This is a genomic window from Mesorhizobium sp. NBSH29 (genome assembly GCF_015500055.1).
Taxonomy (GTDB): Bacteria; Pseudomonadota; Alphaproteobacteria; order Rhizobiales; family Rhizobiaceae; genus Neomesorhizobium.
This window is the reverse complement of record NZ_CP045492.1, coordinates 1,037,893-1,061,573: the sequence shown is the minus strand read 5'-3', so window position 1 is coordinate 1,061,573 and position 23,681 is coordinate 1,037,893. Positions and strand designations below refer to the sequence as shown.

29 protein-coding genes and 2 pseudogenes are annotated in these 23,681 nt (G+C 60.4%); 15 read left to right on the top strand and 16 right to left on the bottom strand.

Annotated features, from left to right (window positions below; all coding sequences use genetic code 11):
* Positions 1-21: 21 nt before the first annotated feature.
* From acuI to sppA, 8 genes are all read right to left on the bottom strand, one after another.
* Positions 22-1,014 (bottom strand): acrylyl-CoA reductase (NADPH), encoded by a 993-nt coding sequence (gene acuI, locus GA830_RS05215; protein ID WP_195164032.1) that lies wholly within the window; start codon positions 1,012-1,014, stop codon positions 22-24.
* 44 nt (positions 1,015-1,058) lie between these two features.
* A complete protein-coding gene (gene lspA / locus GA830_RS05210; protein ID WP_195164031.1) occupies positions 1,059-1,535 on the bottom strand; it encodes a signal peptidase II in 477 nt (158 codons plus the stop codon).
* Positions 1,532-2,386 carry a TrmH family RNA methyltransferase gene (locus tag GA830_RS05205; protein ID WP_195164030.1) on the bottom strand — a complete coding sequence of 285 codons (855 nt, stop codon included), beginning with the start codon at positions 2,384-2,386 and terminating at the stop codon, positions 1,532-1,534. The genes lspA and GA830_RS05205 overlap by 4 nt, the downstream gene beginning before the upstream one ends.
* Position 2,387: 1 nt before the next feature.
* On the bottom strand, positions 2,388-3,509 hold the full coding sequence (locus GA830_RS05200) for a class I SAM-dependent methyltransferase (protein WP_374939293.1): 1,122 nt from the start codon (positions 3,507-3,509) through the stop codon (positions 2,388-2,390).
* Positions 3,510-3,572: 63 nt separating this feature from the next.
* On the bottom strand, positions 3,573-4,538 hold the full coding sequence (locus GA830_RS05195) for an ornithine cyclodeaminase family protein (RefSeq protein ID WP_195164029.1): 966 nt from the start codon (positions 4,536-4,538) through the stop codon (positions 3,573-3,575).
* A 31-nt stretch (positions 4,539-4,569) separates the two neighbouring features.
* The gene (locus GA830_RS05190; RefSeq protein ID WP_195164781.1) at positions 4,570-4,902 is read right to left on the bottom strand and encodes a LapA family protein; all 333 of its coding nucleotides are present in this window, start codon (positions 4,900-4,902) and stop codon (positions 4,570-4,572) included.
* 13 nt (positions 4,903-4,915) lie between these two features.
* The gene (locus GA830_RS05185) at positions 4,916-5,260 is read right to left on the bottom strand and encodes an integration host factor subunit beta (protein ID WP_258045641.1); all 345 of its coding nucleotides are present in this window, start codon (positions 5,258-5,260) and stop codon (positions 4,916-4,918) included.
* Positions 5,257-6,222, bottom strand: a complete 966-nt coding sequence (gene sppA, locus GA830_RS05180) for a signal peptide peptidase SppA (protein WP_195164027.1) — start codon at positions 6,220-6,222, stop codon at positions 5,257-5,259. Before sppA ends, GA830_RS05185 begins: the two co-directional genes overlap by 4 nt.
* Before the next feature lie 296 nt (positions 6,223-6,518).
* Between sppA and lptC the strand changes: the two genes are divergently transcribed.
* The 8 genes from lptC (at position 6,519) to ptsN (ending at position 12,734) form a co-directional block, all read left to right on the top strand.
* The gene (gene lptC, locus GA830_RS05175) at positions 6,519-7,226 is read left to right on the top strand and encodes an LPS export ABC transporter periplasmic protein LptC (RefSeq protein WP_258045563.1); all 708 of its coding nucleotides are present in this window, start codon (positions 6,519-6,521) and stop codon (positions 7,224-7,226) included.
* Positions 7,213-7,776: an LptA/OstA family protein gene (locus GA830_RS05170; RefSeq protein WP_374939292.1), complete on the top strand. Its 564-nt coding sequence runs from the start codon at positions 7,213-7,215 to the stop codon at positions 7,774-7,776. Before lptC ends, GA830_RS05170 begins: the two co-directional genes overlap by 14 nt.
* A 5-nt stretch (positions 7,777-7,781) precedes the next feature.
* The gene (lptB, locus tag GA830_RS05165) at positions 7,782-8,585 is read left to right on the top strand and encodes an LPS export ABC transporter ATP-binding protein (protein WP_258045639.1); all 804 of its coding nucleotides are present in this window, start codon (positions 7,782-7,784) and stop codon (positions 8,583-8,585) included.
* A gap of 144 nt (positions 8,586-8,729) precedes the next feature.
* Positions 8,730-9,173, top strand: a complete 444-nt coding sequence (locus GA830_RS05160; protein WP_195164025.1) for a hypothetical protein — start codon at positions 8,730-8,732, stop codon at positions 9,171-9,173.
* Between the two features lie 91 nt (positions 9,174-9,264).
* Complete coding sequence (locus tag GA830_RS05155; RefSeq protein ID WP_195164024.1) at positions 9,265-9,693, top strand: hypothetical protein; 429 nt, start codon at positions 9,265-9,267, stop codon at positions 9,691-9,693.
* Between the two features lie 183 nt (positions 9,694-9,876).
* Positions 9,877-11,409 carry an RNA polymerase factor sigma-54 gene (gene rpoN, locus GA830_RS05150; RefSeq protein WP_195164023.1) on the top strand — a complete coding sequence of 511 codons (1,533 nt, stop codon included), beginning with the start codon at positions 9,877-9,879 and terminating at the stop codon, positions 11,407-11,409.
* Between the two features lie 216 nt (positions 11,410-11,625).
* Positions 11,626-12,207 (top strand): ribosome hibernation-promoting factor, HPF/YfiA family, encoded by a 582-nt coding sequence (gene hpf / locus GA830_RS05145; RefSeq protein ID WP_195164022.1) that lies wholly within the window; start codon positions 11,626-11,628, stop codon positions 12,205-12,207.
* 62 nt (positions 12,208-12,269) lie between these two features.
* On the top strand, positions 12,270-12,734 hold the full coding sequence (ptsN, locus tag GA830_RS05140; RefSeq protein ID WP_195164021.1) for a PTS IIA-like nitrogen regulatory protein PtsN: 465 nt from the start codon (positions 12,270-12,272) through the stop codon (positions 12,732-12,734).
* 29 nt (positions 12,735-12,763) lie between these two features.
* On the opposite strand, the gene GA830_RS05135 is transcribed toward ptsN, so the two are convergent.
* Both GA830_RS05135 and GA830_RS05130 read right to left on the bottom strand, forming a co-directional pair.
* Positions 12,764-13,021: a DUF1150 family protein gene (locus GA830_RS05135; protein WP_195164778.1), complete on the bottom strand. Its 258-nt coding sequence runs from the start codon at positions 13,019-13,021 to the stop codon at positions 12,764-12,766.
* 83 nt (positions 13,022-13,104) lie between these two features.
* Positions 13,105-13,533, bottom strand: coding sequence for an Hsp20 family protein (locus tag GA830_RS05130; protein ID WP_195164020.1), 429 nt, complete (start codon positions 13,531-13,533; stop codon positions 13,105-13,107).
* 126 nt (positions 13,534-13,659) lie between these two features.
* On the opposite strand from GA830_RS05130, the gene GA830_RS05125 reads away from it, so the two are divergent.
* Positions 13,660-14,601: a nucleoside hydrolase gene (locus tag GA830_RS05125; RefSeq protein WP_195164019.1), complete on the top strand. Its 942-nt coding sequence runs from the start codon at positions 13,660-13,662 to the stop codon at positions 14,599-14,601.
* Positions 14,602-14,615: 14 nt separating this feature from the next.
* On the opposite strand, the gene GA830_RS05120 is transcribed toward GA830_RS05125, so the two are convergent.
* Complete coding sequence (locus GA830_RS05120; RefSeq protein WP_195164018.1) at positions 14,616-15,518, bottom strand: ribokinase; 903 nt, start codon at positions 15,516-15,518, stop codon at positions 14,616-14,618.
* A gap of 158 nt (positions 15,519-15,676) precedes the next feature.
* Here GA830_RS05120 and GA830_RS05115 point away from each other — a divergent pair, with 158 nt between their 5' ends.
* Together GA830_RS05115 and GA830_RS05110 are read left to right on the top strand one after the other, a co-directional pair.
* The gene (locus GA830_RS05115; RefSeq protein ID WP_195164017.1) at positions 15,677-15,973 is read left to right on the top strand and encodes a hypothetical protein; all 297 of its coding nucleotides are present in this window, start codon (positions 15,677-15,679) and stop codon (positions 15,971-15,973) included.
* Positions 15,963-16,528 (top strand): annotated as a pseudogene (locus GA830_RS05110) (type II toxin-antitoxin system VapC family toxin). Before GA830_RS05115 ends, GA830_RS05110 begins: the two are co-directional and overlap by 11 nt.
* Before the next feature lie 5 nt (positions 16,529-16,533).
* Here GA830_RS05110 and GA830_RS05105 read toward each other — a convergent pair.
* Together GA830_RS05105 and GA830_RS05100 are read right to left on the bottom strand one after the other, a co-directional pair.
* Positions 16,534-17,439: a methylated-DNA--[protein]-cysteine S-methyltransferase gene (locus GA830_RS05105; RefSeq protein WP_195164016.1), complete on the bottom strand. Its 906-nt coding sequence runs from the start codon at positions 17,437-17,439 to the stop codon at positions 16,534-16,536.
* A 150-nt stretch (positions 17,440-17,589) separates the two neighbouring features.
* Positions 17,590-18,084 (bottom strand): DUF2244 domain-containing protein, encoded by a 495-nt coding sequence (locus GA830_RS05100; protein ID WP_195164015.1) that lies wholly within the window; start codon positions 18,082-18,084, stop codon positions 17,590-17,592.
* A gap of 22 nt (positions 18,085-18,106) precedes the next feature.
* Here GA830_RS05100 and nth point away from each other — a divergent pair, with 22 nt between their 5' ends.
* The gene (nth, locus tag GA830_RS05095) at positions 18,107-18,883 is read left to right on the top strand and encodes an endonuclease III (protein ID WP_195164014.1); all 777 of its coding nucleotides are present in this window, start codon (positions 18,107-18,109) and stop codon (positions 18,881-18,883) included.
* Here the strand turns inward: nth and GA830_RS05090 are convergent.
* Positions 18,867-19,310: a DUF2214 family protein gene (locus GA830_RS05090; protein WP_195164013.1), complete on the bottom strand. Its 444-nt coding sequence runs from the start codon at positions 19,308-19,310 to the stop codon at positions 18,867-18,869. The genes nth and GA830_RS05090 overlap by 17 nt on opposite strands.
* 56 nt (positions 19,311-19,366) lie before the next feature.
* The gene (locus GA830_RS05085) at positions 19,367-20,086 is read right to left on the bottom strand and encodes a sulfate transporter family protein (protein WP_195164012.1); all 720 of its coding nucleotides are present in this window, start codon (positions 20,084-20,086) and stop codon (positions 19,367-19,369) included.
* A gap of 142 nt (positions 20,087-20,228) precedes the next feature.
* Here GA830_RS05085 and GA830_RS05080 point away from each other — a divergent pair, with 142 nt between their 5' ends.
* Positions 20,229-21,221 carry an adenosine kinase gene (locus tag GA830_RS05080; RefSeq protein WP_195164011.1) on the top strand — a complete coding sequence of 331 codons (993 nt, stop codon included), beginning with the start codon at positions 20,229-20,231 and terminating at the stop codon, positions 21,219-21,221.
* Here GA830_RS05080 and GA830_RS05075 read toward each other — a convergent pair.
* On the bottom strand, positions 21,218-21,850 hold the full coding sequence (locus GA830_RS05075) for a trimeric intracellular cation channel family protein (RefSeq protein ID WP_195164010.1): 633 nt from the start codon (positions 21,848-21,850) through the stop codon (positions 21,218-21,220). The two genes, GA830_RS05080 and GA830_RS05075, sit on opposite strands and share 4 nt — an antisense overlap.
* 128 nt (positions 21,851-21,978) lie before the next feature.
* Between GA830_RS05075 and GA830_RS05070 the strand changes: the two are divergent.
* A pseudogene (locus GA830_RS05070) lies at positions 21,979-22,247 on the top strand (metal-sensing transcriptional repressor).
* Positions 22,247-23,560: an MFS transporter gene (locus GA830_RS05065; RefSeq protein ID WP_195164009.1), complete on the top strand. Its 1,314-nt coding sequence runs from the start codon at positions 22,247-22,249 to the stop codon at positions 23,558-23,560. The pseudogene GA830_RS05070 and the gene GA830_RS05065 overlap by 1 nt, the downstream one beginning before the upstream one ends.
* Positions 23,561-23,681 lie beyond the last annotated feature (121 nt).

The window sequence follows — 23,681 nt, the reverse complement described above, 5'->3', positions numbered from 1 at the left end:
TCATTCCCGGAAGAAAAACCGTTACATTTCAACCACGAGGCGGCCGCGTACCTTGCCTTCCACAATATCGTGGGCGGCGTTGATCAAGGCGTCGAAAGGCATGGTCGTCGACAACGCGGCAAGCTTGGCATGATCAAGGTCTCGGGCAATGCGTTTCCAGGCCTCGAGGCGCAGAGCGCGCGGTGCCATGACCGAATCCACGCCCAAGAGTGACACGCCGCGCAGGATGAATGGAGCAACGCTGGCCGGCAGGTCCATGCCCTGCGCCAGTCCGCAGGCAGCAACGGCGCCGCCATAGGAAGTCATGGCAAGCACATTCGCCAGTGTATGGCTGCCAACCGCATCAACGCCACCGGCCCAGCGCTCCTTGCCAAGCGGCCGGCCAGGCGTCGACAGTTCATCGCGCGGCAGGATTTCGGCAGCACCGAGATCGCGAAGATAGCCATGTTCTGCCTCGCGCCCGGTCACCGCGATGACATGGTAGCCAAGCTTTGAAAGCACCGAAATGGCAACCGAACCGACGCCACCTGCCGCACCCGTCACCACAATGGAGCCGCGTTCAGGCGTGATGCCGTGGCGCTCCAGTGCCATGACGCACAGCATTGCGGTATAGCCAGCGGTGCCGATAGCCATCGCATCACGCGCGCTCATGCCATCGGGCAGTGGCACCAGCCATTCGCCCTTGACGCGCGCCTTCTGCGCATAGGCGCCGTGATGCACCTCGCCCACGCCCCAGCCGTTCAGGATAACCTTGTCGCCGGCTTTCCATTCTGGATTGGTGGACGCCGTCACCGTACCGGCAAAATCAATGCCGGGGATGAGCGGGAAGTGGCGCACGACGGGGCTCTTGCCGGTGATCGCCAGCCCGTCCTTGTAGTTGATGGTGGTGGCTTCCACCGCGACCGTGACATCACCTTCCATCAAATCCGCATCCGTCAGCTCGGTGAAGGCGACGGACTGCTTCTTGTCGGCGTCGCGTGAAACCAGCAGCGCCTTGAATGTCTCTTCGGCCATCGTCTTCTCCCTTTTTCTCAATGTGGATCGCGATGACAGTCCGGTCAATCAGCCTGCCGCCGCCAGCCAAGAACCTCATCCAGAAGAACGAGCCCGGCACCGACCGTGATCGCGGCGTCCGCCAGATTGAACACCGCAAACGACCAGCCGGGCGTATGAAAGAGAACATAGTCGATCACATGCCCGAAAAGGCTGCGGTCGATGATATTACCGATGGCGCCGCCAATGATCAGCGCGAACCCCAGGCGCGCTACAGTCTGCGCAGACGTCGTGCGGCTGGCGAGATAGGCGACGAAGCACGCGACGATGGCGGACAGGATAATCAGCCCCTTGTCGCCCATCCAGGTGAACATGGAAAACGCAACACCGGTGTTGTAGGTGCGGTAGAGCGCCAGATAGGGCAGTACATCCACCTGTTCATGCATGGGGAGGCCGGTTTCGACCAGGAATTTGATCCACTGGTCAACCGCGACGACAAGCACCACGGTGAGCCCCATCCAGCTAAAAGTTCTTGCGTTCATGCGTTTGTCCCGGAAGTCAGTGCCAGCGCACCGCGGCGGATCTCAAACAGCATGACGCCGGTCGCCACCGCGAGATTGAGCGAGTCCGCACGTCCCGCCTGCGGAATTTTCACCAGCTGGTCGCAGCTCGCGGCCAGATCCTCGGGCAGTCCTTGCTGTTCGTTGCCCATGAGCAGAAGCACCGGCTTGCCGGTGAAGTCGACGGTGCGGTAATCGACGGCACCTTTCAGATGGGTGCCCGCGACAAGCCCGCCAAAGCCTTTGCGCCAGGCCATGAAGGCATCCGTGGTCGCGCGCGCTACCGGTACAGCAAAGATCGAGCCCATCGTGGCGCGTACGGTCTCGATGGAAAACGCGTCGGTGCAATCACCAATCAGAATGACACCCTTTGCGCCCACAGCATCGACCGTCCGGATGATAGTGCCAAGATTGCCCGGATCGCGCACGCGGTCGAGCGCAACCCAGACATCGTCTCCGCGCGGGGCAACATCCTTCAGCGCGAGCGTCTGCTGGGCAAAAACGCCGACCACCACCTGCGGATTGTCGCGGCGGGTGATGGCAGTCAGCACCTTTTCTGAAACTTCCAGAACCGTGCCGCCGGCGGCGACCGTGCGGGCGGCAACCTTCTCGACTGCGGGATTGCCAAGGGCTGTCTTGGCAAAAACCAGCGTGCGAATGGTCCAGCCGAGCTCAAGCGCATCGATGACGAGCTTCAGCCCTTCAGCAAGGAAAGCGTTCTGCTGGTCACGAAATTTCTTCAGCGACAGCGCCTTGATGTCCTTCACCAGCGGGTTGGAAAGGCTTGTCACTTCCTTCACGCGACCGGGCGCGCCGAAACGGGGTTCGTTCATGTCAGGCTATCCAGCGCGAGAACAGTGAGGTTGAGAGTGCGCGGCCCGCAGATTTTTCGCGGATCACCAACTCACCCGATTCCATCAGCCCGCCCATTCCGGCAAAGGTGTCGCGCATCAGCGCATGAATGGCAAAGAAGGACGAGCGGATCGAGTAAGCGGTCAGCACCACGGCCAGCGGCTTTGGCGTCAGGATCTGACGGCATGTGTCGGCCAGTGCGGGAAGATCCTCGAACAATTGCCAGACCTCGCCCTTGGGTCCGCGTCCATAGGCAGGCGGATCAAACAGGATGATGTCGTAGGCACTGCCACGACGGGCCTCGCGTTCGGCAAACTTCACTGCGTCATCGATGATCCAGCGGATAGGCTTTTGTCCAAGCCCGGCCATCTCCTGGTTTTCGCGGGCCCAACCAATCGCTTTCTTTGATGCGTCGACATGGGTCACCTCGGCGCCGGCGCGTGCCGCCACCAGCGAGGCCAGACCGGTATATCCAAACAGGTTGAGCACTTTGACCGGGCGCCTTGCCCTGGCAATCTGCTCAGCCATGAAATTCCAGTGCGATGCCTGTTCGGGAAACACCCCGACATGGCGAAATGAGGTGAAGCGGCCAAGATAGTCGATTCCGTCATGCTTCATCGGCCAGGTTTCGCCAAGCGCTGCCTTGGGAAAACGCCAGCGGCCCATGCCTTCCTCATCCGTATCGCCAGTGAAGATGGCATCGACATTGTCCCACTCATGCGCGGGAAGCGCACGCTGCCAGATCGCCTGTCCTTCCGGCCGCACGATGCGGTAGGGGCCATATTGCTCCAGCTTTTCGCCCGCGCCGCTGTCCAGCAGCGCATAATCTTCATTGGGTGCGACTTCGAGGATAACCGGCAGCTTCTCGGCCGGCAGCACGCCTTCGCGGCGGGCCAAAACCCGCGGCTTTGGCGCGGACTCAGACTCTGAACGCTGTTCAGGCTTCGCCTCTATATGCGGGGTTGGCCGAGGAGCGCGTGTCCGCTCGCGGGCGGGTGCCTTGTCAAACCGCGGCGGATCAAACCGCGCCGGCTTGTTGCCGCCTATGGCACGCTTGCCCGGCTGCGGGCCCTTGGCGTGGCGTGGTTGGCGCGGTGGTTTCAAGCTGGTCTCCGAAATACTGGCCGCTTCTGCCACAGGCCGGTCAACGGTGCAATGAAGGGCGCGCTATCCTGCGGACAGACGAAAAACCTCGATCCCGGCGGCAAGATCCTCGAGCGCAGCGCCGACCGATTTGAACAAAGTGATTTCTTCCGCCGACTGCCGCCCGGATTTTTCGCCGCGTGCCAGTTCGTGCAGGTCGGCAACGATGGCCTCCGACGTCAGAATGCCCGACGCGAGTGGCTGGACGATATCGCCTGCCTCCTTGGTGGCGCCGGCGCGGGTGTCGACGAACACGCGGGCGCGGGTGATCGCCGCGTCGTCGGCCTCGCGCATGGTGGGCGTGAACCCGCCGACGAGATCAACATGGGTGCCTTCGCGCAACAGGGCGCCGCGGATCAGCGGATCGGTTGATATGGTAGCGGAAGACACAATGTCGGCGGCACCTATTTCAGCATCGAGATCGCTGACCGGCTGCGCATTCATGCCGTCTGCGGAAAGCGCTGCCGCCACTTTTTCGGCGTTGGCCGGAGTACGGTTCCAGATGCGGATGCGCTTGATCGGCCGCACGGCGCTGTGGGCGCGCGCCAAAAACGGCGCAAGCGCGCCGGCGCCGACGATCAGCAACTCACTGGCATCTTCGCGGGCCAGATAGGAGGCGGCGAGCGCCGAGGCGCAGGCGGTGCGCCATTGTGTCAGCCGTTGGCCGTCGATCAGCGCCTGCGGTTCGCCGGTCTTGCCGTCGAGCAGAAAATACTGGCCCATCACCGCGGGCAGGCCGCGCTGGTTGTTGTCGGGCGAAACGGTAACGATCTTGATGCCGATATGGCTGTTGTCTGACGTACCGGCAGCGTTGAGATCGCTCCAGGCCGGCATCAGAAGCAGCGTCGAGGCCGCGCCATCGGGCCGCTCTATTGTGTGGTGGTGGCGCACCGGCTGCACCGCTCCGTCGCGAAAGGCGGTACGCAGCGTCTCAACCAAACCCGAAAATGTCAGAACCCGGTCAATATCGCCGGCCGAAATCATGCGCATGCACTGGTATCCCGATTTGTCGAGGGCAGGATCAGCGCGCCAGCGCCGTGCCCGGCACTGTGGTTGTCTTGTGTGTGTCGCGTTCCATCGTGTCGCGCATGATCTGCGCTTCCTGGCTGCGCTGGCGCGCCAGCTTGCGGTAGCGCCCCTGCTTCAACCAGGTGGCCATGCCGCCAATGACCAGGCCGAGCGCTATGGCTGCAAACATCAGCACGAACAGCGGCATCTGGAGCGTCAGCGCTGGATTGCCCGGATTGAACGGGTCGATGGTGAAGGCCACCGGTCCGCGATTAGCCACCGCAAGCGCGATCAGCACGATGGCCAGCGGCACGAAAACAACGATCAGCATCAGGCGGTTGTACATGGTCATGGTGTGCTCAGCCGTCCGCGTTCAGCCGCTCGCGCAATTCCTTGCCGGTCTTGAAGAACGGCACCCATTTTTCCTCGACGTCGACGGAATCGCCAGTGCGCGGGTTGCGCCCGGTGCGTGCCGGGCGGTTCTTGACCGAGAATGCACCAAAGCCGCGCAACTCGACCCGGTTACCCTCCGCCAGAGCGTCGGTGATTTCCTCGAAGATCGCACTGACTATATTTTCGACATCGCGCAGGAAAAGATGCGGATTGCGGTTGGCAATGATCTGCACCAGCTCTGACTTGATCATCTTCTCGTCCCCCTGACAGGTCTTTAGTTTCTTATCGGGATGATTCTGTTCGGTTTTCAGTCGGCAAGGATAGCTTTTTGAGGGTGCCAGACAGCCAGCATACCGTCAAGAAAGATACGGTCTGCACCGAGTTCCTTGAGGAAGGTAGAGCCGTAATCGGGCATGCCCAGTGCCTTGGCCATGGCGCTGGCAAACAGATAGCTTCCCGTCGATTTCTTCCGCTCCCATTCAATCACTTTCAGCTTGGCGTCAACACCCTTGGTGGCAAGCCAGTCAATCGCTTCCTGCTCACCGCCGAGCGAATCGACCAGTTTGTTGGCCAGCGCCTGCCGGCCTGTGAACACCGAGCCATCAGCAAGTGCCACAACCTGCTCATGCGACAGCGGCCGCCGCTCCTCGACCAGGCCGATGAACCAATCGTAGCTGTCGAGGATCATGTTGCGGATCATGGCACGTTCTTCATCCGTGGTCGGATTGAAGGGCGACGGCTCAGCCTTCAGCGGCGAAGATTTGACTTCCTCGAGCTTGATGCCGACCTTTTCCATCAGACCGGTGACATCGGGAAACTGCACAAGTACGCCAATCGACCCGACAATCGAGGATTGGCGCGCCACGATATGGTCTGTAGCGCTGGCAATCATATACCCTGCGGATGCGGCCAGTGTGCCGACCTGGGCAACCACCGGCTTGTCCTTGGCCACCAACCTTACAGCTTCAAAGATCGCCTCACCGCCCACAGTCGTACCGCCAGGCGAATCGATCGACAGGATGACGCCTTTGACGCTCGTGGATTTTGCGATCCGGCCAAGCCGTTCCAGAAGCTCGTCGTCTTCGGTGATCGTGCCCTGGATCTTCACCTTTGCAATGTGATCGACCCCGGTGCCAGCGATTTCGTCGCCATAAAGCCACGTCGCGGCAGCGCCCAATGCTAGCGCTGCGATTGCAATGGCCGCAATGCGCCAGAATGTCAGTTTGCGGCGCAGGCGTCGTCGGTCGATGATCTCGTCGGCGCGAATGGCCATGGCTGCCTCGTAAACGGTGGGATTCCTCTGGACGGGTTTAGACCATCGCCGGGATTTATAGAAGCCATCGCGTTGGTTCGATTTCGTCGCGGCGGGGCCAAGGCAGGCCAGCGACCGAAAATAGACATATTGCCGCTTAGAGTAGAGTGGATCGACGGTTGCTGGCGCAAGCCCGGCGCCGCCTTCATCGACTAAATCGGTTCTACCCCTGTTTCGGCAGCCCTGCACTTTCTATATGGTGCGTTGCCCGACACATTCATTATGCGCTGCGCGAGCGGTCGCCAGAAGACTGGATCATGATGGCAACCGCCATATCACGACAAGACAACGCGACGCATCTGCGCGACGGAGAATCGGCGTCCTTGGCTCCCCGTGCGGTCGAGTTCCAGTCGGCGCAGCACCATTCACGCCGCGTCCGGTTGATGAAGATCGTGCTGCCTCTTGTTGCCGTGCTGATCGCGCTGGGCTTCTTTGCCTATTCCTATGTTTCCAGCCCGACGCGGATTGGTGTGGATGTCGCGAGTTCCGCCATTGCTGATGGTAAGCTGGTGATGGCCAGCCCAAAGCTTGAAGGCATGACCAAAGACAACCTGCCCTATACGATGACTGCGGCGCGCGCCCTGCAGAACCTCGACACCACAGGTGTGATTGAGCTTGAGGATATCGATGCGAAGCTGCCGATCGACGCTACTAATACCGCAACGATCGAGGCTGAACGCGGCGTTTATGACCGCGACCAGAACACTTTGAAGATCGACACCCCGATTACCGTAACAACGACCGACGGGATGGTGGCGAAACTGAATTCGGCATTCATCGACATCGCCAAAGGCGACATGACTTCGACCGAGCCTGTCGATATTGCAGTACAAGGGGCGCGGGTCACTGCGGATTCGATGACCATCCTTGAAAATGGCAAGGTTTTGGTATTCGAGAAGCGGGTACGGATGCAAATCAACCCCGAACAGGTCAAGGCCGATGGAGAGACTGATGGCGCAAAGTAATCCCGGCCTGATGCGAGGCGTGGTTTTCGGCGTTCTCCTCTCGGCACTCGCGGTGATGCCGGTTCTCGCACAGGATGCGCAGGGGCGACTGGCAGGTCTGAAGCTTTCGGGCGACCAGCCGATTCAGATCGAGGCTGACAAGCTGGAAATCCGCGAGAATGACAGCGTCGCCATCTATAGTGGCAATGTCAACGTGGTGCAGGGGCCGACGCAGCTCAAGGCCGGTACCATGAAGGTCTATTATGCCAAAAAGGATCCCAACGCCCCGGCGACGGCTGCCGCAAGCGGTGGCGCCAGCATCGACCGGCTCGAAGTTTCCGGCAAGGTCTACGTCAAGTCGGAGGGCCGCGTTGCCACCGGCGACAAAGGCACGTTCGACATGAAGAGCGAAATTCTGGTCCTCTCGGGCAAGCAGGTGGTGCTAACGGAAGGCCCCAATGTGCTGACCGGCTGCACGCTCACCGTCAACATGAAGTCGGGGCTCGCCGAAGTCGGCGGCTGTGGCGGTAGGGTCAAGACGCTTTTGACGCCCGGTTCGCAGAATAAATAATGGCGATAGAGATCCCTTTCTTGTCGCGCCGAGGCGACGCTGCGGCAAAGCGCACGACCGAGGGAAGTGCGGCTTCCACGCCCTTCAAGGGCACGCTGATCGCGCGCGGACTGACCAAAAGCTACAAGGGCCGGCAGGTGGTGAGTGGCGTGTCGTTTGGCGTGCGCGCCGGCGAGGCTGTCGGGCTGCTTGGCCCCAATGGTGCTGGCAAGACGACCTGTTTCTACATGGTCACGGGCCTTGTGCCGGTCGATCAGGGCAGGGTTGAAATTGACGGATATGATGTGACGGCGATGCCCATGTATCGCCGCGCCCGCCTCGGCGTCGGCTATCTGCCCCAGGAAGCCTCGATTTTTCGCGGATTGACGGTCGAGGACAATATCCGCGCGGTGCTCGAAGTGGTCGAGAAGAGCCGCAAGGAGCGCGACAAAAGCCTCGATGGACTGCTCGAGGAGTTCCATATCACCCATCTGCGCAAATCGCCGGCGATCGCGCTGTCAGGCGGTGAGCGGCGTCGCCTCGAGATCGCCCGCGCCCTGGCCAGCAAGCCGAGCTACATGCTGCTCGACGAGCCGTTTGCCGGCATCGATCCGATTGCCGTCGCCGATATTCAACAACTGGTGCGCCATCTGACCCAGCGCGGCATCGGCGTGCTGGTGACCGACCACAATGTACGCGAAACACTTGGTCTGATCGACCGCGCCTACATCATCCATGCCGGTGAAGTGCTGGCGCACGGCCTGCCGGAAGAGATCGTCGCCAACCCCGACGTACGCCGCCTGTATCTCGGCGAAGGCTTTACGCTTTAGCGCGACTGATTTCGAGAGCCGTGCACCTTGCTACTACCGTGGGTGGCATATCCTCTTATCTCGCTGCTTATTTTTTTAGTGCTTTCTCTGTGTGGCAGGTGAGGGTTCGAACCTTACCTTCGCTCAAGCAGAAGGAAGTTTAAATTGCTGGAAGCCAACGGTTCGGGGGCCATGATCCCCGTTTCATTTACGGATTTTACGGACGGGTACGGAGACTGGGAGGCAATCCGGGGCTCCAGCGGATTTATTGAAGACGGCGTCTTCCACGGCAGCGACAACGCCCCAGGGTCCCATAGCAACGATCTGATGTTTACAGTGCCACCATCGGGCCCGGCAAATTTCTACGTTTTCACATTCAGCTACAAAGCGCCGACACCGTTTGACCACTTCTTCTCAATGGAGATGAAGGAACCGTTCGACAACCGGTTTCCGGCGCGTGCAGATTTTACGACCCTGTCGTGCATCATTCCCACGAAGGCTGACGCGGTGATCCAACTCATCACGGGCTCGCGAAAGGGCGCCGCGCCGGGCAGGCTGATGATTGACTGGATCCGGGTCGATCCTTGGGTGGAGCCGTCCCGCGCCTAGGCACTGCATCCCAGTATTCATGGCGCCACCGTCGGCGGTGAACCGTTTTGCCCTCAGCGTGTTGCGCCCACCTAGTTATTAAGGAAATAAAATGAACGACCTGTCCAAATTCCCTCGCGACACTGCGTGGTCCTTCACCGATTTCAGCGACGGCTACGGCGACTGGAACAAGCTGAGCTCCTCTGACAGCTTTATCCAGGATGGCCTGTGCTATTGCACTACCCGACGCAACGCGTCGTCAATGACAAGTCTGAACTTTTCTAAAAGGTTCAATCGCCCCGACGGGCTCTATCTCCTCCAGATGCGGTTCAAGAGTACGGTTGCTGGGCATTTTCTGGGGGTCCAGGTTCACACCTCGGCTTTCCAGATACGCCATCCGGGTGAAGAGGCATTTTCTGAGGTAGCAATGGTCCTCCCCTTGAAGGATCAGGAACTGACGTCGATCGTCACCGGCTGCAGGCCGAACGCTCCAGAGGGGCGAATCATCATTGATTGGATCCAGGTTGATCTCTGGGAATGATGCTGTCCTGCCTTGGCAGGGTCCCACAAAAACACCCTGCCCCGAAGCTGCGCCAGAATGGCAGGCTTGAGCATCTTTACGTCTGACCGCCTTGACAAGCAAAAGCTGGGCCAGTTTGTATGGTGCCGTAGAGTTTTGCCGCGCCGGATCAGCGTGTGTGTTCGAGGTGGGGTTCGTTTCGGTATGGCGCTTGCAGCCAGATTGCAGCTTCGACAGTCACAATCGTTGGTGATGACGCCGCAATTGCTGCAGTCCATCCGGCTGCTGCAATTCACTCATCTTGAGCTGGAAAAGTTTGTTGACGAAGAGATCGAGCGCAATCCGCTTCTGGAGCGTGTCGACCAGCGCGATGACGGGCCCGTGGCCCCGATTGAGCCAGAACAGCCCGACGCATATAATGATAGCAACTGGTTTACCGAAACCGGCACGCCAGCCAGCGCCGAAAAGATGGCCGAGCGTCTCGATACCTCGCTGGAAAATGTTTTCCCCGATGATACCGGAACAAGCGAAAGACTGGGCCCCGACCTGTCCTCGCAGTGGAAATCAGCGGGCGGTTCCGGCTCCGGGTCAAACTTCTCACCGTTTGACCGGCTAGATGTCGAAGACATGGCTGAGGCGTCCGTCACCTTGAGGGAGCATGTTGGCCAACAGATCGCGCTTGGATTCGGGTCCGCTGTGACACGCCTCATCGCACAGGATCTGGCCGATGCTCTGGATGACGCCGGCTATCTGCGTGCGGACATTGCCGAGGTAGCCGAGCGGCTTGGCTGTACTGAACAGGACGTGCAAAGCGTGCTTGCGACCTGCCAGAACTTTGAGCCGGTCGGGCTTTTTGCCCGCGACCTTGCAGAATGCCTGATGCTGCAACTGGCGGCGCGTGACCGGCTTGACCCGGCGATGCGTGCCCTGATCGAAAATCTTGACTTGCTTGCCAAACGCGATTTTCACAGCCTGAAAAAAATCTGCGGCGTCGATGAACAGGACCTGCTCGACATGCTGGCGGAAATCCGTGCGCTCGATCCGCGTCCGGGCATGGCATTTTCCGGCGGCCACACGGACACGATTGTAGCCGATGTGATCGTCAAGCCGGCCAGCGATGGCAGTTGGGCCATCGAGCTTAATGTCGAGACGCTGCCGCGCGTGCTGGTCGACCAGATCTATTTCGCCAATGTCTCGAGCCATGCAAAGGGGCAAGCTGAAAAAGATTTTCTTACCGAGTGCATGCAGGATGCGACATGGCTCACGCGCAGTCTTGATCAGCGAGCCAAGACCATCCTGAAGGTAGCCTCCGAGATCGTACGCCAGCAGGATGCATTTCTGCTGCACGGCATCCGTCATCTGCGGCCTCTCAATCTGCGCACAGTGGCCGATGCCATTGGGATGCACGAATCAACGGTCAGCCGCGTTACCTCCAATAAATACATGATGACGCCGCGTGGGGTGTTCGAGCTTCGCTTTTTCTTCACTGCCTCGATCGCGTCTGCGGAGGGCGGCGATGCGCATTCTTCCGAAGCGGTGCGCGACAGAATACGCGAATTGATCGATACCGAGCGGGCGGTCAATGTTTTATCCGATGATGCCATTGTCGACATGCTCAAGACAAAAGGCGTCGAGATCGCCCGCCGAACGGTTGCCAAGTACCGGGAAGGAATGAACATTCCCTCTTCTGTGCAACGCAGACGTGAAAAGCGTGCAATTGCGGCTGTCGCCCGCTAGCGTTGTGTTGAGCTGGAGGCTGCCTCCGGCTTCATTGACAAGGCTGGCCTAAGTGACTAGAAGCCCGCCCGCATGGAGCGGGGCTCTCCGCAGCGGCGGGAACCAACCGGAAAGTTCGGACTTATTCAGCGGATGTCGACCGCAAACCTTGTGTGCATCGGCCACGGGTATAAACTCCCATTTAGTTGAAGTCTGACAAGGAAGGTCATTTTTCAGATGAGCCTGCGCATATCAGGAAAACACATGGAGATCGGTGAAGCGTTCCGCACCCGCATTGAGGGCCGGATCGGCGAAGCGATCGACAAATATTTCGATGGCGGCTTTTCAGGCCGCGTGAATGTGGAAAAATCGGGTTCGCGCTTTACCGCCGACTGCATGGTCCATCTCGATTCGGGCATAGAACTGCAGGCAAGCGGTGACGCCCAGGAACCGGGCCCAGCCTTCGATGCGGCGGCAGAGCGGCTCGAAAAGCGCCTGCGCCGTTACAAGAGGCGGTTGAAGTCGCATGGTCAGGGCGGCGGCAACAGCTACTCGACCGACATCGCCTACACGGTCGTTGCACCCGTGGCCGATGAGGAAGATGAAGTTCCGGAAGATTACGCGCCGGCCATCGTTGCCGAACAGACCGTGGCATTGAAAACCATGTCGGTGGCGTCCGCAGTGCTAGAACTGGATTCAAAGGACAGTCCGGTCGTTGTGTTCCGCAATGGGGGTAACGACCATGTCAACATCGTCTACCGCCGGGCTGATGGAAACATCGGCTGGATCGACCCATCCAGTGCGGTAGCCAAAGGGTAGAAAATCTCGACCGGACCACGGGATGGGGCCTGGCGTTGGTAGGGACAAAGGATACATCTAAAATGGATCTGAGCGATCTGATCGAGACGTCGGCTATCATGCCGACGCTCAAGGCAAACTCGAAAAAGCAGCTGTTACAGCTTCTCTCCGAAAAGGCCGCGACGATGACCGGTATCCCGGAGCGCGAGATTTTTGACACGCTGATGCAGCGCGAACGTCTGGGCTCGACCGGCGTGGGCAATGGCATAGCCATCCCGCACGGGAAACTCGCCGGAGTAAAGCGCATCTCAGGCGTTTTTGCGCGGCTTGAGAACAAGGTGGATTTCGATGCGCTGGACGACCAGCCCGTCGATCTGGTGTTCTTGCTGCTAGCACCAGAAGGTGCCGGCGCGGATCACCTGAAAGCGCTGTCGCGAATTGCACGCGTGCTTCGCGATAGCGATACAGTGGCGAAAATACGTGGCACCGACGATTCATCCGCCATCCTGGCGTTTCTATCGGCGACACCAAACTCTCACGCTGCCTGAACGTACCTGCCTCACCGGCAGGCACGTTGTTAGTGGATGGCGACCGGGGTCAGGTCGTTTTCCAGCGCTCCGGCAATGGCGCGGTCACGCTCATCCGACAAAAGGATCGGCTGTCCATTGGCCGCAAACAGGGCCCACAGCTTGGTGCCGGGCTCGATTTCCGGCAATCCCGGAAATTTACCCATCAATTCCTCGCTGCCCATTTCGCGCAGATAGGCGACCGTGCCTTCGCCCAGATGGGCGAGTTGCGCCGGTGTAACCTCGATAGTGGTTTCATTTGCAATCATATCAGCCATAACAGCCTCCTTTTGCGGGGCGTCTTGATCGACCAACCCGCCACAGAGCCATAGGTTCCGGAAGGGTCCGAACCCTAGTCTTTCACCGAGATGTTTATTTTTCGTACCAATCGTTCCGGCTGCGGCCGATCGAGGTCGATGGAGAGCAGTCCGTTCTTCAGTTCGGCTGCTGCTACCTTCATGCCGTCGGCGAGCACGAAGGTGCGCTGGAACTGCCGGGAGGCGATGCCACGGTGCAGGAATTCGCGCTCGGGCTGCTCTTCAGCCTGCCTGCCCCGCACCACCAACTGGCTTTCCTCGGTGGTCACCTCAAGGTCGGCATCGCAAAAGCCGGCAACTGCCAGCGTAATACGCAGCCGTTCGCTCTGGCCATCGGTGTCGCGCAGCCGTTCAATATTGTAGGGTGGGTAGGAATCGCCATTCTTGGCGAGCCTCTCGAGCGTCTTTTCCATGGCATCAAAACCAAGCAGGAGTGGGCTCGAAAAGGGCGTCATGCGTGTCATCGGTTGTCCTCCAGGGAGCGACGATAAAGAGAAAAACCCGGATGGCATCTTTCCCGATGAATCAGATATGGTCCGCCGCAGAAGCAAGTTCAAGACCAGCACGCAGTCGCATTTCAGTGAGGACCTATGGCACAGACGCAGAAAATCATTATCGACACCGATCCCGGCCAGGACGATGCTGTAGCCATCCTGCTGGCGCTTGCCAGTCCAGAGCTTGAGGTGGTGGGCATCACCGCTGTTGCCGGCAACGTGCCGCTGGCGCTGACCGAAAAGAACGCGCTGAAAATCTGTGAGCTCGCCGGCAAGCCTGATATAAAAGTGTATTCCGGCGCCGTGCGTCCGTTGATCCGCGATCTCGTCACCGCCGAGCATGTGCATGGCAAGACGGGGTTGGACGGGCCAGACCTGCCCGAACCGACGATGACACTGCAGGACCAGCATGCGGTGGATTTCATTATCGAAACCTTGATGAATGAGCCGGCAGGCAGCATCACGCTTTGCCCGCTCGGGCCCCTGACAAACATTGCGCTGGCGCTGGTACGCGAACCGAAGATCGCCCCGCGCATCCGGCAGATTGTCCTGATGGGTGGTGGCTTTTTCGAGGGCGGCAACATTACCCCGACCGCCGAATTCAACATCTATGTCGATCCGCATGCGGCTGATGTGGTATTCCGCTCAGGGGTTCCCATCGTGATGATGCCGCTCGATGTCACCCATAAGGCGCTGACCACCAAGAAGCGCGTCGACGCTTTCCGCGCCATGGGCACCAAGGTCGGCACCGCGACGGCGGCACTGCTCGACTTCTTCGAGCGCTTCGATGTCGCCAAATATGGCTCCGATGGCGGCCCGCTGCACGACCCTTGCGTCATCGCCTATCTGATCAAGCCCGAACTTTTCACGGGCCGTGACTGCAATGTCGTCGTGGAAACCAGTTCGGAACTTACCATGGGCATGACCGTGGTCGACTGGTGGGGCGTGACCGACCGGCCGAAGAATGCAAAAGTCATGCGCGATATCGACCATGACGGCTTTTTCGCGCTTCTGACCGAACGTCTGGCGACGCTCTAGGCAGCCCCGGAAGATCAGCCCTTAGCCAGTTCCGCATCTACCTCTGCTGCGAGCGGGATGGAGCACTGCGCGCCGGATTTGAGGCAGGCGAGTGAGCCGGCGGCGGTGGCGCGTTTCAGGGCGTCTTCGAGGGATAGGCCTGCGGACAGGCCGGCTGCGAGATAGCCGCAAAAGGTGTCGCCGGCGCCGACTGTGTCGACCGGTTCGACCGGCAGCGCCGGGATTTCAATGATGCCCTCGGCTGATGCGGCAACCACGCCTTCTCCACCCAGTGTCACCACGATGCTGCGGCCAGTCTGTTCGACATAGGCCTTGATGCGCGCGGCGCGGTCGCGGCCTGCAAGTTTCATCGCCTTGGCCAGCAGGTCGAACTCGGTCTCGTTGGCAATCAGGTAGTCTGCGTCCTCCCAGAACGATGCCGCATCGATGCGGAAGGGCGCGATGTTGAGCAGGCTGATTGCGCCCGCCTCGCGCGCTGCCTTCAGGGCGGCGCTCACCGTATCCATCGGAATTTCCAGCTGCAAAACTACTACATCGCCCTTTTCAGGTCCGATGCGGGCCAGGTCGCCGGGCAGCACGGTACCATTGGCACCGGGTACCACCGCGATGACATTCTCGCCGCTTGTGGCCACGAGAATGAGCGCGGTTCCCGTGGCCGCATGCGAATCATGGACGCCAGAAAGGTCGACGCCGCCTGCCACCAGAAGAGCTGTCGCCTCCTTGGCAAACGCGTCCTTGCCGACAGCCCCGATCATGCGTGTGGCCGCACCGGCGCGCGCCGCAGATAGGGCCTGATTGGCGCCCTTGCCACCCGGCGTCGTCTCAAAACTGCTACCCGGCACGGTTTCGCCGGGCGAAGGCAACCGCTTTACCTGGGCCACGAGGTCGACATTGATGGAACCTATGACAACGATCACGCACGCCTCCCGCATTTTTTGTGGAAACTATAGCATGTGGGGGAAAAGTGTAGGGGCGTCTGGCGGGGAGCATTTCCATTAGCAGGCCGATCGGGGCTACGAGTTCTTGCGGCGATGTTCAACGTTGATTGTGTTATGTTCAACATAAGGAAGCCAGCATGAGTTCTGAAAGCCCCATCGCGGTTGGCCATGAAGAAACCGCAGCACTCAATCGCAACCGGATTGTGCTGGAACAAGCGCGGGCTGTCGGGTTGCTTGGCGCTGCCAAGAACACGCGAGTGTCGGGCCGGGTCTCGTCGGAGCTGATCCACGCTGCGAAGAAGCGCGCCCATGTTACCTCCGACACCGAGCTTCTCGAGCTGGCACTGGCGAGGCTGGCACTGGAAGACGATTTCGGGGCGCGCCTCGTCAGGCGCAAGGGTGCTATCCCTGCGGATATCGACCTTGAGATTTGATCTTGCGAGCGCGCTTCGGAAGATAAACCCGCAGAAACGCCGCGGGACCATCCAGCGCCGGTCCGATGACGCACTGACTTGGATTGACGATGAGCCGTTGATCGGCGGTCCGCTGGTTCTGGATACTACCGTCTATGTTGATGTTCTGCAGGGCCGGTCACCGGCGGAACTGGACCAGCTTCTGGCTTAGTTACCATTCGGCTGTATGTGTTGGTGAACTCACCTATGCTTTCGGACGGCTCGACCCTGACCACAGCGCGACCAAAGCTGCGCTGCGGGCTATCCGGGAGACGGTGGCTGACATCGCCGATCATCGGCTTGACGCGCCCGATGCGAACCTCTGGGGGCATGCCGGCATTCTAGCTGGCTTACTTGCGCGGGTGGGGCATATGCCGAAAGGGCAGGGTCATGAGCGCAAGTTCGTCAGTGATGCGCTGATCTTTCTGCAAGCCAGACAGCTCGGTGCCAGCGTCGTGACACGCAACATTCGCGATTTTTGATTTTCTTTCTCAACTCGTCCCCACTGGGCGGGTGATCCTCTATCGAACATCCTGAATGTCTCACGCCCCCAGCTGCCCGGCCTCCCATCCCAGCATGGCGCGCTTGCGGGTGACGCCCCAGTGGTAGCCGGTGAGTGCGCCTGATTTGCCAAGGGCGCGGTGGCAGGGCACGACAAAGGAGAGTGGGTTGGCCCCAACCGCCGCACCGACCGCGCGGCTGGCCGCAGGGGCGCCAATATCTGCGGCGATGGCCGAATAGGAGCAGGCGCGGCCCATCGGGATTTTCAAAAGAGCCTGCCAGACGCGGACCTGAAAATCGGTGCCGATCAGCACGACCCGCAGTTTTTCTTCCGAGCGCCAGCGGGCCGGATCAAAGATACGCGCCGCGTAGGGCGCGGTCGCCGCCATGTCCTCAACAAAGGTGGCATTTGGCCAGCGACCCGACATGTCGGCGAAAGCAGCACGCTCGTCGCCTGCATCATTGAAGGCAAGGCCGGCAAGGCCACGGTCGGTCACCATCACCAGCGCGACGCCGAAGGGCGAAATGTGAAAGCCGTAGCGGATGGTGAGGCCGGCACCGCGCGTCTTGTAGTCGCCCGGTGACATCGCCTCATGGGTGACGAACAGGTCGTGCAGGCGGCCGGGGCCCGACATGCCGACCTCGTACGACGCCTCCAGAAGCGGCATCCCCTCGCTCAGCAGACGCCTTGCATGGTCAAGCGTCACTGCCTGTAAAAACCCTTTTGGAGAAATGCCTGCCCAGCGGGTAAACAGTTTCTGCAAGCCCGTCGGCGTCTCGCCGACAGCCTCGGCCAGCACCTCCAGCGAGGGCTGGTCGCGGTAATCAAGGCTGATCTTTTCGACGACCCGGCGCACAATCTCATAATCATCGCCCTCAGGCGTGATGTCATGCTGCAGGATCGCGGTCGGGGTCATGGCGGCAGTTAGGGGCAATCGGGCGTTCATGGCAATGTCTCCTTGCCCGCCATATTGCGCCATGAAGCGAGGGCATCCACCCGATTCGTGCAACCGGAGCGGATGGAAGGGGAATATTTTCCCATCGGTTTACCCACGTGGCGCGCATGCTCCCCTTTCGCTGCCGGGCGAGACGAAAACTCAGCCGCGCCGGGCCTTTGCCAGCGCGCCGGAAAAGGCGTTGGCAAAACTTTCGCGGTCTTCCGGGTTGAGAAACCCGCCTAGGGGAACGCGGCTGCCCTCAGCTTCGACCGCCATTGCGGTGATGCCGATCTCGTCGTGGCGGGCGATACGGAAGCGGGTCCAGAACGGGTTGAAATGATGCGTCTCGGTGCGGCCCGAGGGTGCGACCTTGCGGATATCAAGGCTGGTGCGCGACACCGACACTTCTTCGCGGGCGCGGGCAGCGCGATAATTGAGACGGAATGCGCCGTAGACGAGGAGAAGATCAAGGCCGAAGAAGCCGAACACCGGCCACGCGCCATGGGCGAGGAAAAACAGGCCGGTGATGCCCCAGGCGGTGGCAAGTGTTGCCATCAGAACAAGGAAACCGGTGCGCCCCAGCGACCGGTGCGGCATCAACAGCGCGCTGAATATCGGCTCATCGGCGGTAAAGCCGGCATTGTTCTGGGTCATCGGATCAGAATATAGAAGCCGGATGGAAAAACCCAAGCGGAAAACCAGTGTTGCGCCCCGCGCCAAAAAGGTTCCCAGGCGCTCGCCGCGTTCGGCCTATTCGGCTGCAGAGGTGGACGAGATGTTTCGCCGGCTTAGCATCCAGCGGCCTGAGCCGAAGGGCGAGCTTGAGCATGTCAACGCGTTCACGCTGCTGGTGGCGGTGGTGCTGTCGGCGCAGGCGACGGACGCTGGCGTCAACAAAGCGACACGCGGGCTTTTTGCGGTGGCCGATACGCCGGCAAAAATGGTGACGCTGGGTGAGGTTGTGGTCGGCGACTTCATCCGCACCATCGGCCTGTGGCGCGGCAAGGCCAAGAACGTGATCGCACTGTCGCAGGCGCTGATCGCGGACCACGCTGGCGCGGTGCCGGGAAACCGTGAAGCACTGGTGAAGCTGCCCGGCGTTGGCCGCAAGACCGCGAACGTGGTTCTCAACATGGCCTTCGGGCAGCCTACAATGGCGGTCGACACGCATGTGTTTCGTATTGGCAACCGGATTGGGCTGGCACCCGGAACAACGCCGGAAGAGGTCGAGCGCGGTATGGTCAAAGCCATCCCGGGAACATACATGCAGCACGCCCATCACTGGCTCATTTTGCACGGCCGCTATGTCTGCAAGGCGCGGCGCCCTGAATGCGAGCGCTGTGTCATCGCCGATCTCTGCAAGGCGGCGGTGAAGACAAACACGGTACCGTCGCCATTGGTCGAAATCGGCAACGGCGATATCCCGCCTACAGCCCCTAGTTTCGCGCCATAATCGCGGCAAACACCGGGATCAGCAAGAACAGAAGCCCTTCCAGCCGTAGCCATTTTTGCACCCCGGTAATGGCTGCATCGGGCACCTGGAAGGCTTGATCGGCGGCCAGCGCACGCTTCCATTCAAGGATGCGAAGGGTCGGGATTGCGGACAGTCCGCCGACCAGTGCAAAGGCTGCCATCTTGGCCCAGAAAGCCCAGTTGGAGACGTAGAACTCCCAGCCCTTCAGACCGAAGATCACCCGTGCGCCCCCGACCAGGATGACCAGCCCCGCAATCATGCCATAGGACGCATCCAACCGCGCGACGCGGCTGAGTGCAGCACCGGCAAGACCGGGCCGGACGAGCACCATCTGTGCGGCAAAAACCGAAATTAGCGCAAAGAAGAGAAGGTGATGCGCAACCGCCAGAACCAGATCAACCAGCATTTCCTGCCCCTCTCCTGTTCAGGCAAGGGCAGATTAGGATATCCATCTTGACGCTGTCAATATGCGGTCACTAGCCCCTTTTCCCGAGCAAAGACAGCCTTGTGCAGGTGCACCATCATAGCTGCCGCAAAGAGCGGGGTAAGCAGATTGAGGAACGGGATGGCGAGGAAGCCCGCGATCACCATGCCACCCATGAACACGGTTCCGGCATGGGCGCGGCGTAGCGCTTTCGCCTCAAGCTCGCCGTGAAAGCGCATGGCAGCGAATTCGAAGAACTCGCGACCCAGAAGATAGCCGTTGATGACGAAAAAGGCGGCAATATTGATGCCGGGCACCAAAAGCAGCAACAACGCGACGAGGTTGCCCAAAATGACCACGCCGAGAAACTTTAACGACAGCACAAGGGAGCGCAGCGCAGGCACCGGGCGCCCGGGCGGATCGGATGGATAGTCCTGGCGCTCAACCAGTTCAGCGATGTCGTCGAGGAAAATGCTAGCAACCATCGCTGTCACTGGCGCGATGAAAAGAGCGAGTGCCAGTGCCAACCCGATGCCAGCTATGACCGCAGCGATCACGCCGAGCCAACCCGCCCAGCCCGGGAACCCGGGCAAGATCGCATCCACAAAGGGCCACGCATACGCCATGAAGGCTCCCCTTAGGACAACCCACAGAGCTGCCAGCGCCACTAGGGTGATCCCAAGCGTCTTGAAGAAGACACCGCGAAAGCGGGGGGTGAACAGGTGCCCGGCAGCGGCACGGGCGGCGTTGAGGATCATTGGCAAAACTCCATCGGGCAGAGATAGGCAGGCGCCTGCCGCGCCGCAAGCCAAGGCCCGGTAGTTGCATTTGTGCGCTGAACCGCTAAACCCGCCGCGACGCCTTTTTAACCAAGCCTCCCGCGACGCTTCGGAGACCTTCATGAGCGACTATGACGTGCTTTGCATCGGCAACGCGATTGTCGACATCATCGCCCAGTGCGACGAGGATTTTCTGGTCGATAACGGCATCATTAAGGGCGCGATGAACCTGATCGATGCGGAGCGGGCGCAGTTGCTCTACAGCCGCATGGGCCCTGCCATCGAGGCATCGGGCGGCAGCGCTGGCAATACCGCAGCCGGCATCGCCAGCTTTGGCGGACGTGCCGCCTTTTTCGGCAAGGTTTCAGCCGACAAGCTTGGTGAGATCTACGCCCACGACATTCATGCGCAGGGCGTGGCGTTCGACACCAAGCCACTCGCCGGCGATCCACCGACCGCGCGCTCGATGATTTTTGTCACGCCGGATGGCGAGCGGTCGATGAACACTTATCTCGGTGCCTGCGTGGAGCTTGGGCCCCATGATGTGGAGGGCGACAAGGCCACCAACGCCAAGGTGACCTATTTCGAAGGCTATCTGTGGGATCCACCGCTTGCCAAGGAAGCGATCCGCATGACGGCAAAACTCGCCCACGCTGCCGGGCGCGAGGTCTCAATGACGCTGTCGGATCCCTTTTGCGTCGACCGCTACCGGGGCGAGTTTCTGGAGCTGATGCGGTCAGGGACGGTCGACATTGTGTTTGCCAATGAAAGCGAAGTGACGTCACTTTACGAAACGTCCTCATTTGAGGCAGCGCTTGAGGCCGTGCGAAAGGACTGCAAGGTCGCAGCAATCACCCGCTCGGAAAAGGGCTCAGTGATTGTTCGCGGCGAGGAGACTGTATGGATCGACGCCATTGAAATCTCGGAATTGGTGGACACTACCGGGGCGGGCGACCTCTATGCTGCAGGCTTTCTGCACGGCTACACGTCGGGCCGCGACCTCGCGACCTGCGGTAAACTCGGCTCTCTGGCGGCCGGCTTGTGTATCCAGCAGATCGGCCCGCGCCCGCGCCAAAACCTCCGCCATGAGGCCGAGCAGGCCGGGCTGGCCTAGCGGATATCTTCGGGCCGGCGACCGGGCCGGCTCTTATAGGGCGGGAAGCTCCAACCATATTTCAGCGCGCCGCCACGCACCAGGAAGGCGACTGCCACAGCAATCATAGCGGCAAACGGGCTTGGCAGCGCGGCTAAATCCAGAAGTGTGAAGGTAGCTGCACCTGCCAAAGCCGACGTGACATAGATTTCGGGCCGGAGCAGCACTGACGGCTCGCCCGCCAGCAGGTCGCGCAAAATGCCGCCAAACGTGGCTGTCAGCACGCCCATGATGATGGCGACTGGCGCGGAGCCGGTGACCACAAGCCCCTTGGCTGCCCCCATCACCGAAAAGGCGGCGAGCCCGATGGCATCGAGCCAGAGCAGCAGGACATAGCGTGATTCCATACGGTGGGCAGTGAAGTAGACGCCGATGGCGACGGCTGCGCAGATGAAGACGTAATCAGGATTGACGACCCAGAACACTGGAATGCCAAGGATCATGTCGCGCAAGGTGCCACCGCCGACGCCGGTGACGCCGGCCAGAAACAGAAAACCGATAATATCGATCTCTTTGCGCGAGGCGGCCAGAGCGCCCGTCGCGGCAAACACCGCGACACCGGAATAGTCGAGAAGCAGGATCGGATTCATGGCGAATGGTGAGATAGTGCGCCGATAAATGCAATTGCCAATATCGGATGGACCACTGGCCGATACGTCGAGCGTCCGGCGGTGTAATCCTCACTTGACGGTATCCTCTCGCGGGGGATAGGTTTTCGATGTCTGAAAGCCACCACGCCTCTCATCCCGACGTCATCAAGCGCCTCAAGCGCCTCAAGCGCGCCGAGGGAAACCTGCGCAGCGTCATCGCTATGATCGAAACAGATCATGCCTCGATATCGCACAACAGCTTCATGCGGTGGAGAAGGCGTAGCGCAGTATCATCCATGATCATCTCGACCACTGCCTTGAAGAGACCATTGGCCCATTGCCGCGCGAAATGCGTGGTTCGGTCGACGAATTCAAAGAGATCGTAAAGTACCTCTGATGCTCCAGATCCTTTCAAATCGCACCTACCGCCACCTGTTCGCCGCGCAGGTGATCGCGCTTCTCGGCACTGGATTGCTGACCGTCGCGCTGGGACTGCTCGCCTTTGAGCTTGCGGGGGAAAGTGCCGGTGCCGTACTCGGCACCGCGCTTGCCATAAAGATGATTGCCTATGTGGGCGTCGCGCCTGTCGCATCTGCGTTTGCGGAGCGCGTGCCGCGGCGCGCCATGCTGGTCGCGCTCGACCTTATGCGGGCGGGTGTGGCGCTGTTCCTGCCCTTCGTTACAGAAATCTGGCAAATCTACATCCTGATCTTCGTGCTCCAGTCGGCATCCGCCGCTTTCACTCCGACTTTCCAGGCGACCATTCCGGACGTGCTGCCTGACGAGAAGGAATATACCCGCGCGCTTTCGCTCACCCGACTGGCCTACGATCTCGAAAACGTTGCCAGCCCGATCCTGGCAGCAGCACTGCTGACCGTCATTTCCTTCCACAACCTATTCGCCGGAACAGTGATCGGCTTCCTGATCTCGGCGTCGCTGGTAGTCTCGGTGGTCCTGCCTAGCCCGAAGTCGACCACGAAGCGCGGCATCTATGACCGAACGACGCGGGGTATCCGCATCTACCTCGCCACACCGCGCCTGCGGGGTCTGCTGGCGATCAACATGGCAGTCGCGGCGGCTGGCGCGCTGGTGATCGTCAACACTGTCGTCTATGTGCAGGGGATCTTTGGCCTCGGCCAAAGCGACACCGCGCTGGCCTTGGCCTCGTTTGGTGGAGGCTCCATGCTGGTGGCTCTGGTGTTACCCCGGCTTCTCGACACCATCGTCGACCGCACAGCCATGTTGGCTGGCGCGTCGGTCCTGGCAGTGGCGACAATTGCTGTTTCAGCTGTTCCTTCTTACGGGTGGCTGTTGCCGCTCTGGTTTGTGATCGGCGCTGGCTACTCGATGGCGCAGACGCCGTCTGGCAGGCTTCTGCGCCGGTCCTCACACCCGGAGGACCGTCCTGCGCTGTTTGCCGCGCAGTTCGCTCTCTCCCATGCCTGCTGGCTTGTCACCTATCCGCTTGCCGGATGGGCAGGGGCCACGTTCGGGCTCCCCGCAACATCCATTGTCCTGGCGTTGATTGCGGGGAGCGCTGTAGCGGTCGCCTCATGGCTATGGCCGGTGGTTGATCCTGAGATCGTCGCGCATTCCCATGATGGGTTGCCTGCCAGCCATCCGCATTGGAACGAGGGCGAAGCAACGGAGGGCAACAGGCATGCTCACGCCTTCTTCATCGACGACCTCCACGGGGGAAGCTCGCGGTAGCTGGCCGACATTGACCGCGGGTTCGGTGACCGGTCAAAACTTGGCCATTGTGACGGAACAAAATCGCCCGCCGGACATTGTGTTTACTGACGCGCCACCTGGGTCGCATGTCTGGAAGGTG

What these genes read in the sequence shown, in the direction of transcription:
- acuI (WP_195164032.1), bottom strand. Translation starts at nt 1,014, where the DNA reads ATGGCCGAAGAGACATTCAAGGCGCTGCTGGTTTCACGCGACGCCGAC.
- lspA (WP_195164031.1), bottom strand. Translation starts at nt 1,535, where the DNA reads ATGAACGCAAGAACTTTTAGCTGGATGGGGCTCACCGTGGTGCTTGTC.
- GA830_RS05205 (WP_195164030.1), bottom strand. Translation starts at nt 2,386, where the DNA reads ATGAACGAACCCCGTTTCGGCGCGCCCGGTCGCGTGAAGGAAGTGACA.
- GA830_RS05195 (WP_195164029.1), bottom strand. Translation starts at nt 4,538, where the DNA reads ATGCGCATGATTTCGGCCGGCGATATTGACCGGGTTCTGACATTTTCG.
- GA830_RS05190 (WP_195164781.1), bottom strand. Translation starts at nt 4,902, where the DNA reads ATGTACAACCGCCTGATGCTGATCGTTGTTTTCGTGCCGCTGGCCATC.
- sppA (WP_195164027.1), bottom strand. Translation starts at nt 6,222, where the DNA reads ATGGCCATTCGCGCCGACGAGATCATCGACCGACGACGCCTGCGCCGC.
- lptC (WP_258045563.1), top strand. Translation starts at nt 6,519, where the DNA reads ATGATGGCAACCGCCATATCACGACAAGACAACGCGACGCATCTGCGC.
- GA830_RS05170 (WP_374939292.1), top strand. Translation starts at nt 7,213, where the DNA reads ATGGCGCAAAGTAATCCCGGCCTGATGCGAGGCGTGGTTTTCGGCGTT.
- GA830_RS05155 (WP_195164024.1), top strand. Translation starts at nt 9,265, where the DNA reads ATGAACGACCTGTCCAAATTCCCTCGCGACACTGCGTGGTCCTTCACC.
- rpoN (WP_195164023.1), top strand. Translation starts at nt 9,877, where the DNA reads ATGGCGCTTGCAGCCAGATTGCAGCTTCGACAGTCACAATCGTTGGTG.
- hpf (WP_195164022.1), top strand. Translation starts at nt 11,626, where the DNA reads ATGAGCCTGCGCATATCAGGAAAACACATGGAGATCGGTGAAGCGTTC.
- ptsN (WP_195164021.1), top strand. Translation starts at nt 12,270, where the DNA reads ATGGATCTGAGCGATCTGATCGAGACGTCGGCTATCATGCCGACGCTC.
- GA830_RS05135 (WP_195164778.1), bottom strand. Translation starts at nt 13,021, where the DNA reads ATGATTGCAAATGAAACCACTATCGAGGTTACACCGGCGCAACTCGCC.
- GA830_RS05130 (WP_195164020.1), bottom strand. Translation starts at nt 13,533, where the DNA reads ATGACACGCATGACGCCCTTTTCGAGCCCACTCCTGCTTGGTTTTGAT.
- GA830_RS05125 (WP_195164019.1), top strand. Translation starts at nt 13,660, where the DNA reads ATGGCACAGACGCAGAAAATCATTATCGACACCGATCCCGGCCAGGAC.
- GA830_RS05115 (WP_195164017.1), top strand. Translation starts at nt 15,677, where the DNA reads ATGAGTTCTGAAAGCCCCATCGCGGTTGGCCATGAAGAAACCGCAGCA.
- GA830_RS05105 (WP_195164016.1), bottom strand. Translation starts at nt 17,439, where the DNA reads ATGAACGCCCGATTGCCCCTAACTGCCGCCATGACCCCGACCGCGATC.
- GA830_RS05100 (WP_195164015.1), bottom strand. Translation starts at nt 18,084, where the DNA reads ATGACCCAGAACAATGCCGGCTTTACCGCCGATGAGCCGATATTCAGC.
- nth (WP_195164014.1), top strand. Translation starts at nt 18,107, where the DNA reads ATGGAAAAACCCAAGCGGAAAACCAGTGTTGCGCCCCGCGCCAAAAAG.
- GA830_RS05090 (WP_195164013.1), bottom strand. Translation starts at nt 19,310, where the DNA reads ATGCTGGTTGATCTGGTTCTGGCGGTTGCGCATCACCTTCTCTTCTTT.
- GA830_RS05085 (WP_195164012.1), bottom strand. Translation starts at nt 20,086, where the DNA reads ATGATCCTCAACGCCGCCCGTGCCGCTGCCGGGCACCTGTTCACCCCC.
- GA830_RS05080 (WP_195164011.1), top strand. Translation starts at nt 20,229, where the DNA reads ATGAGCGACTATGACGTGCTTTGCATCGGCAACGCGATTGTCGACATC.
- GA830_RS05075 (WP_195164010.1), bottom strand. Translation starts at nt 21,850, where the DNA reads ATGAATCCGATCCTGCTTCTCGACTATTCCGGTGTCGCGGTGTTTGCC.
- GA830_RS05065 (WP_195164009.1), top strand. Translation starts at nt 22,247, where the DNA reads ATGCTCCAGATCCTTTCAAATCGCACCTACCGCCACCTGTTCGCCGCG.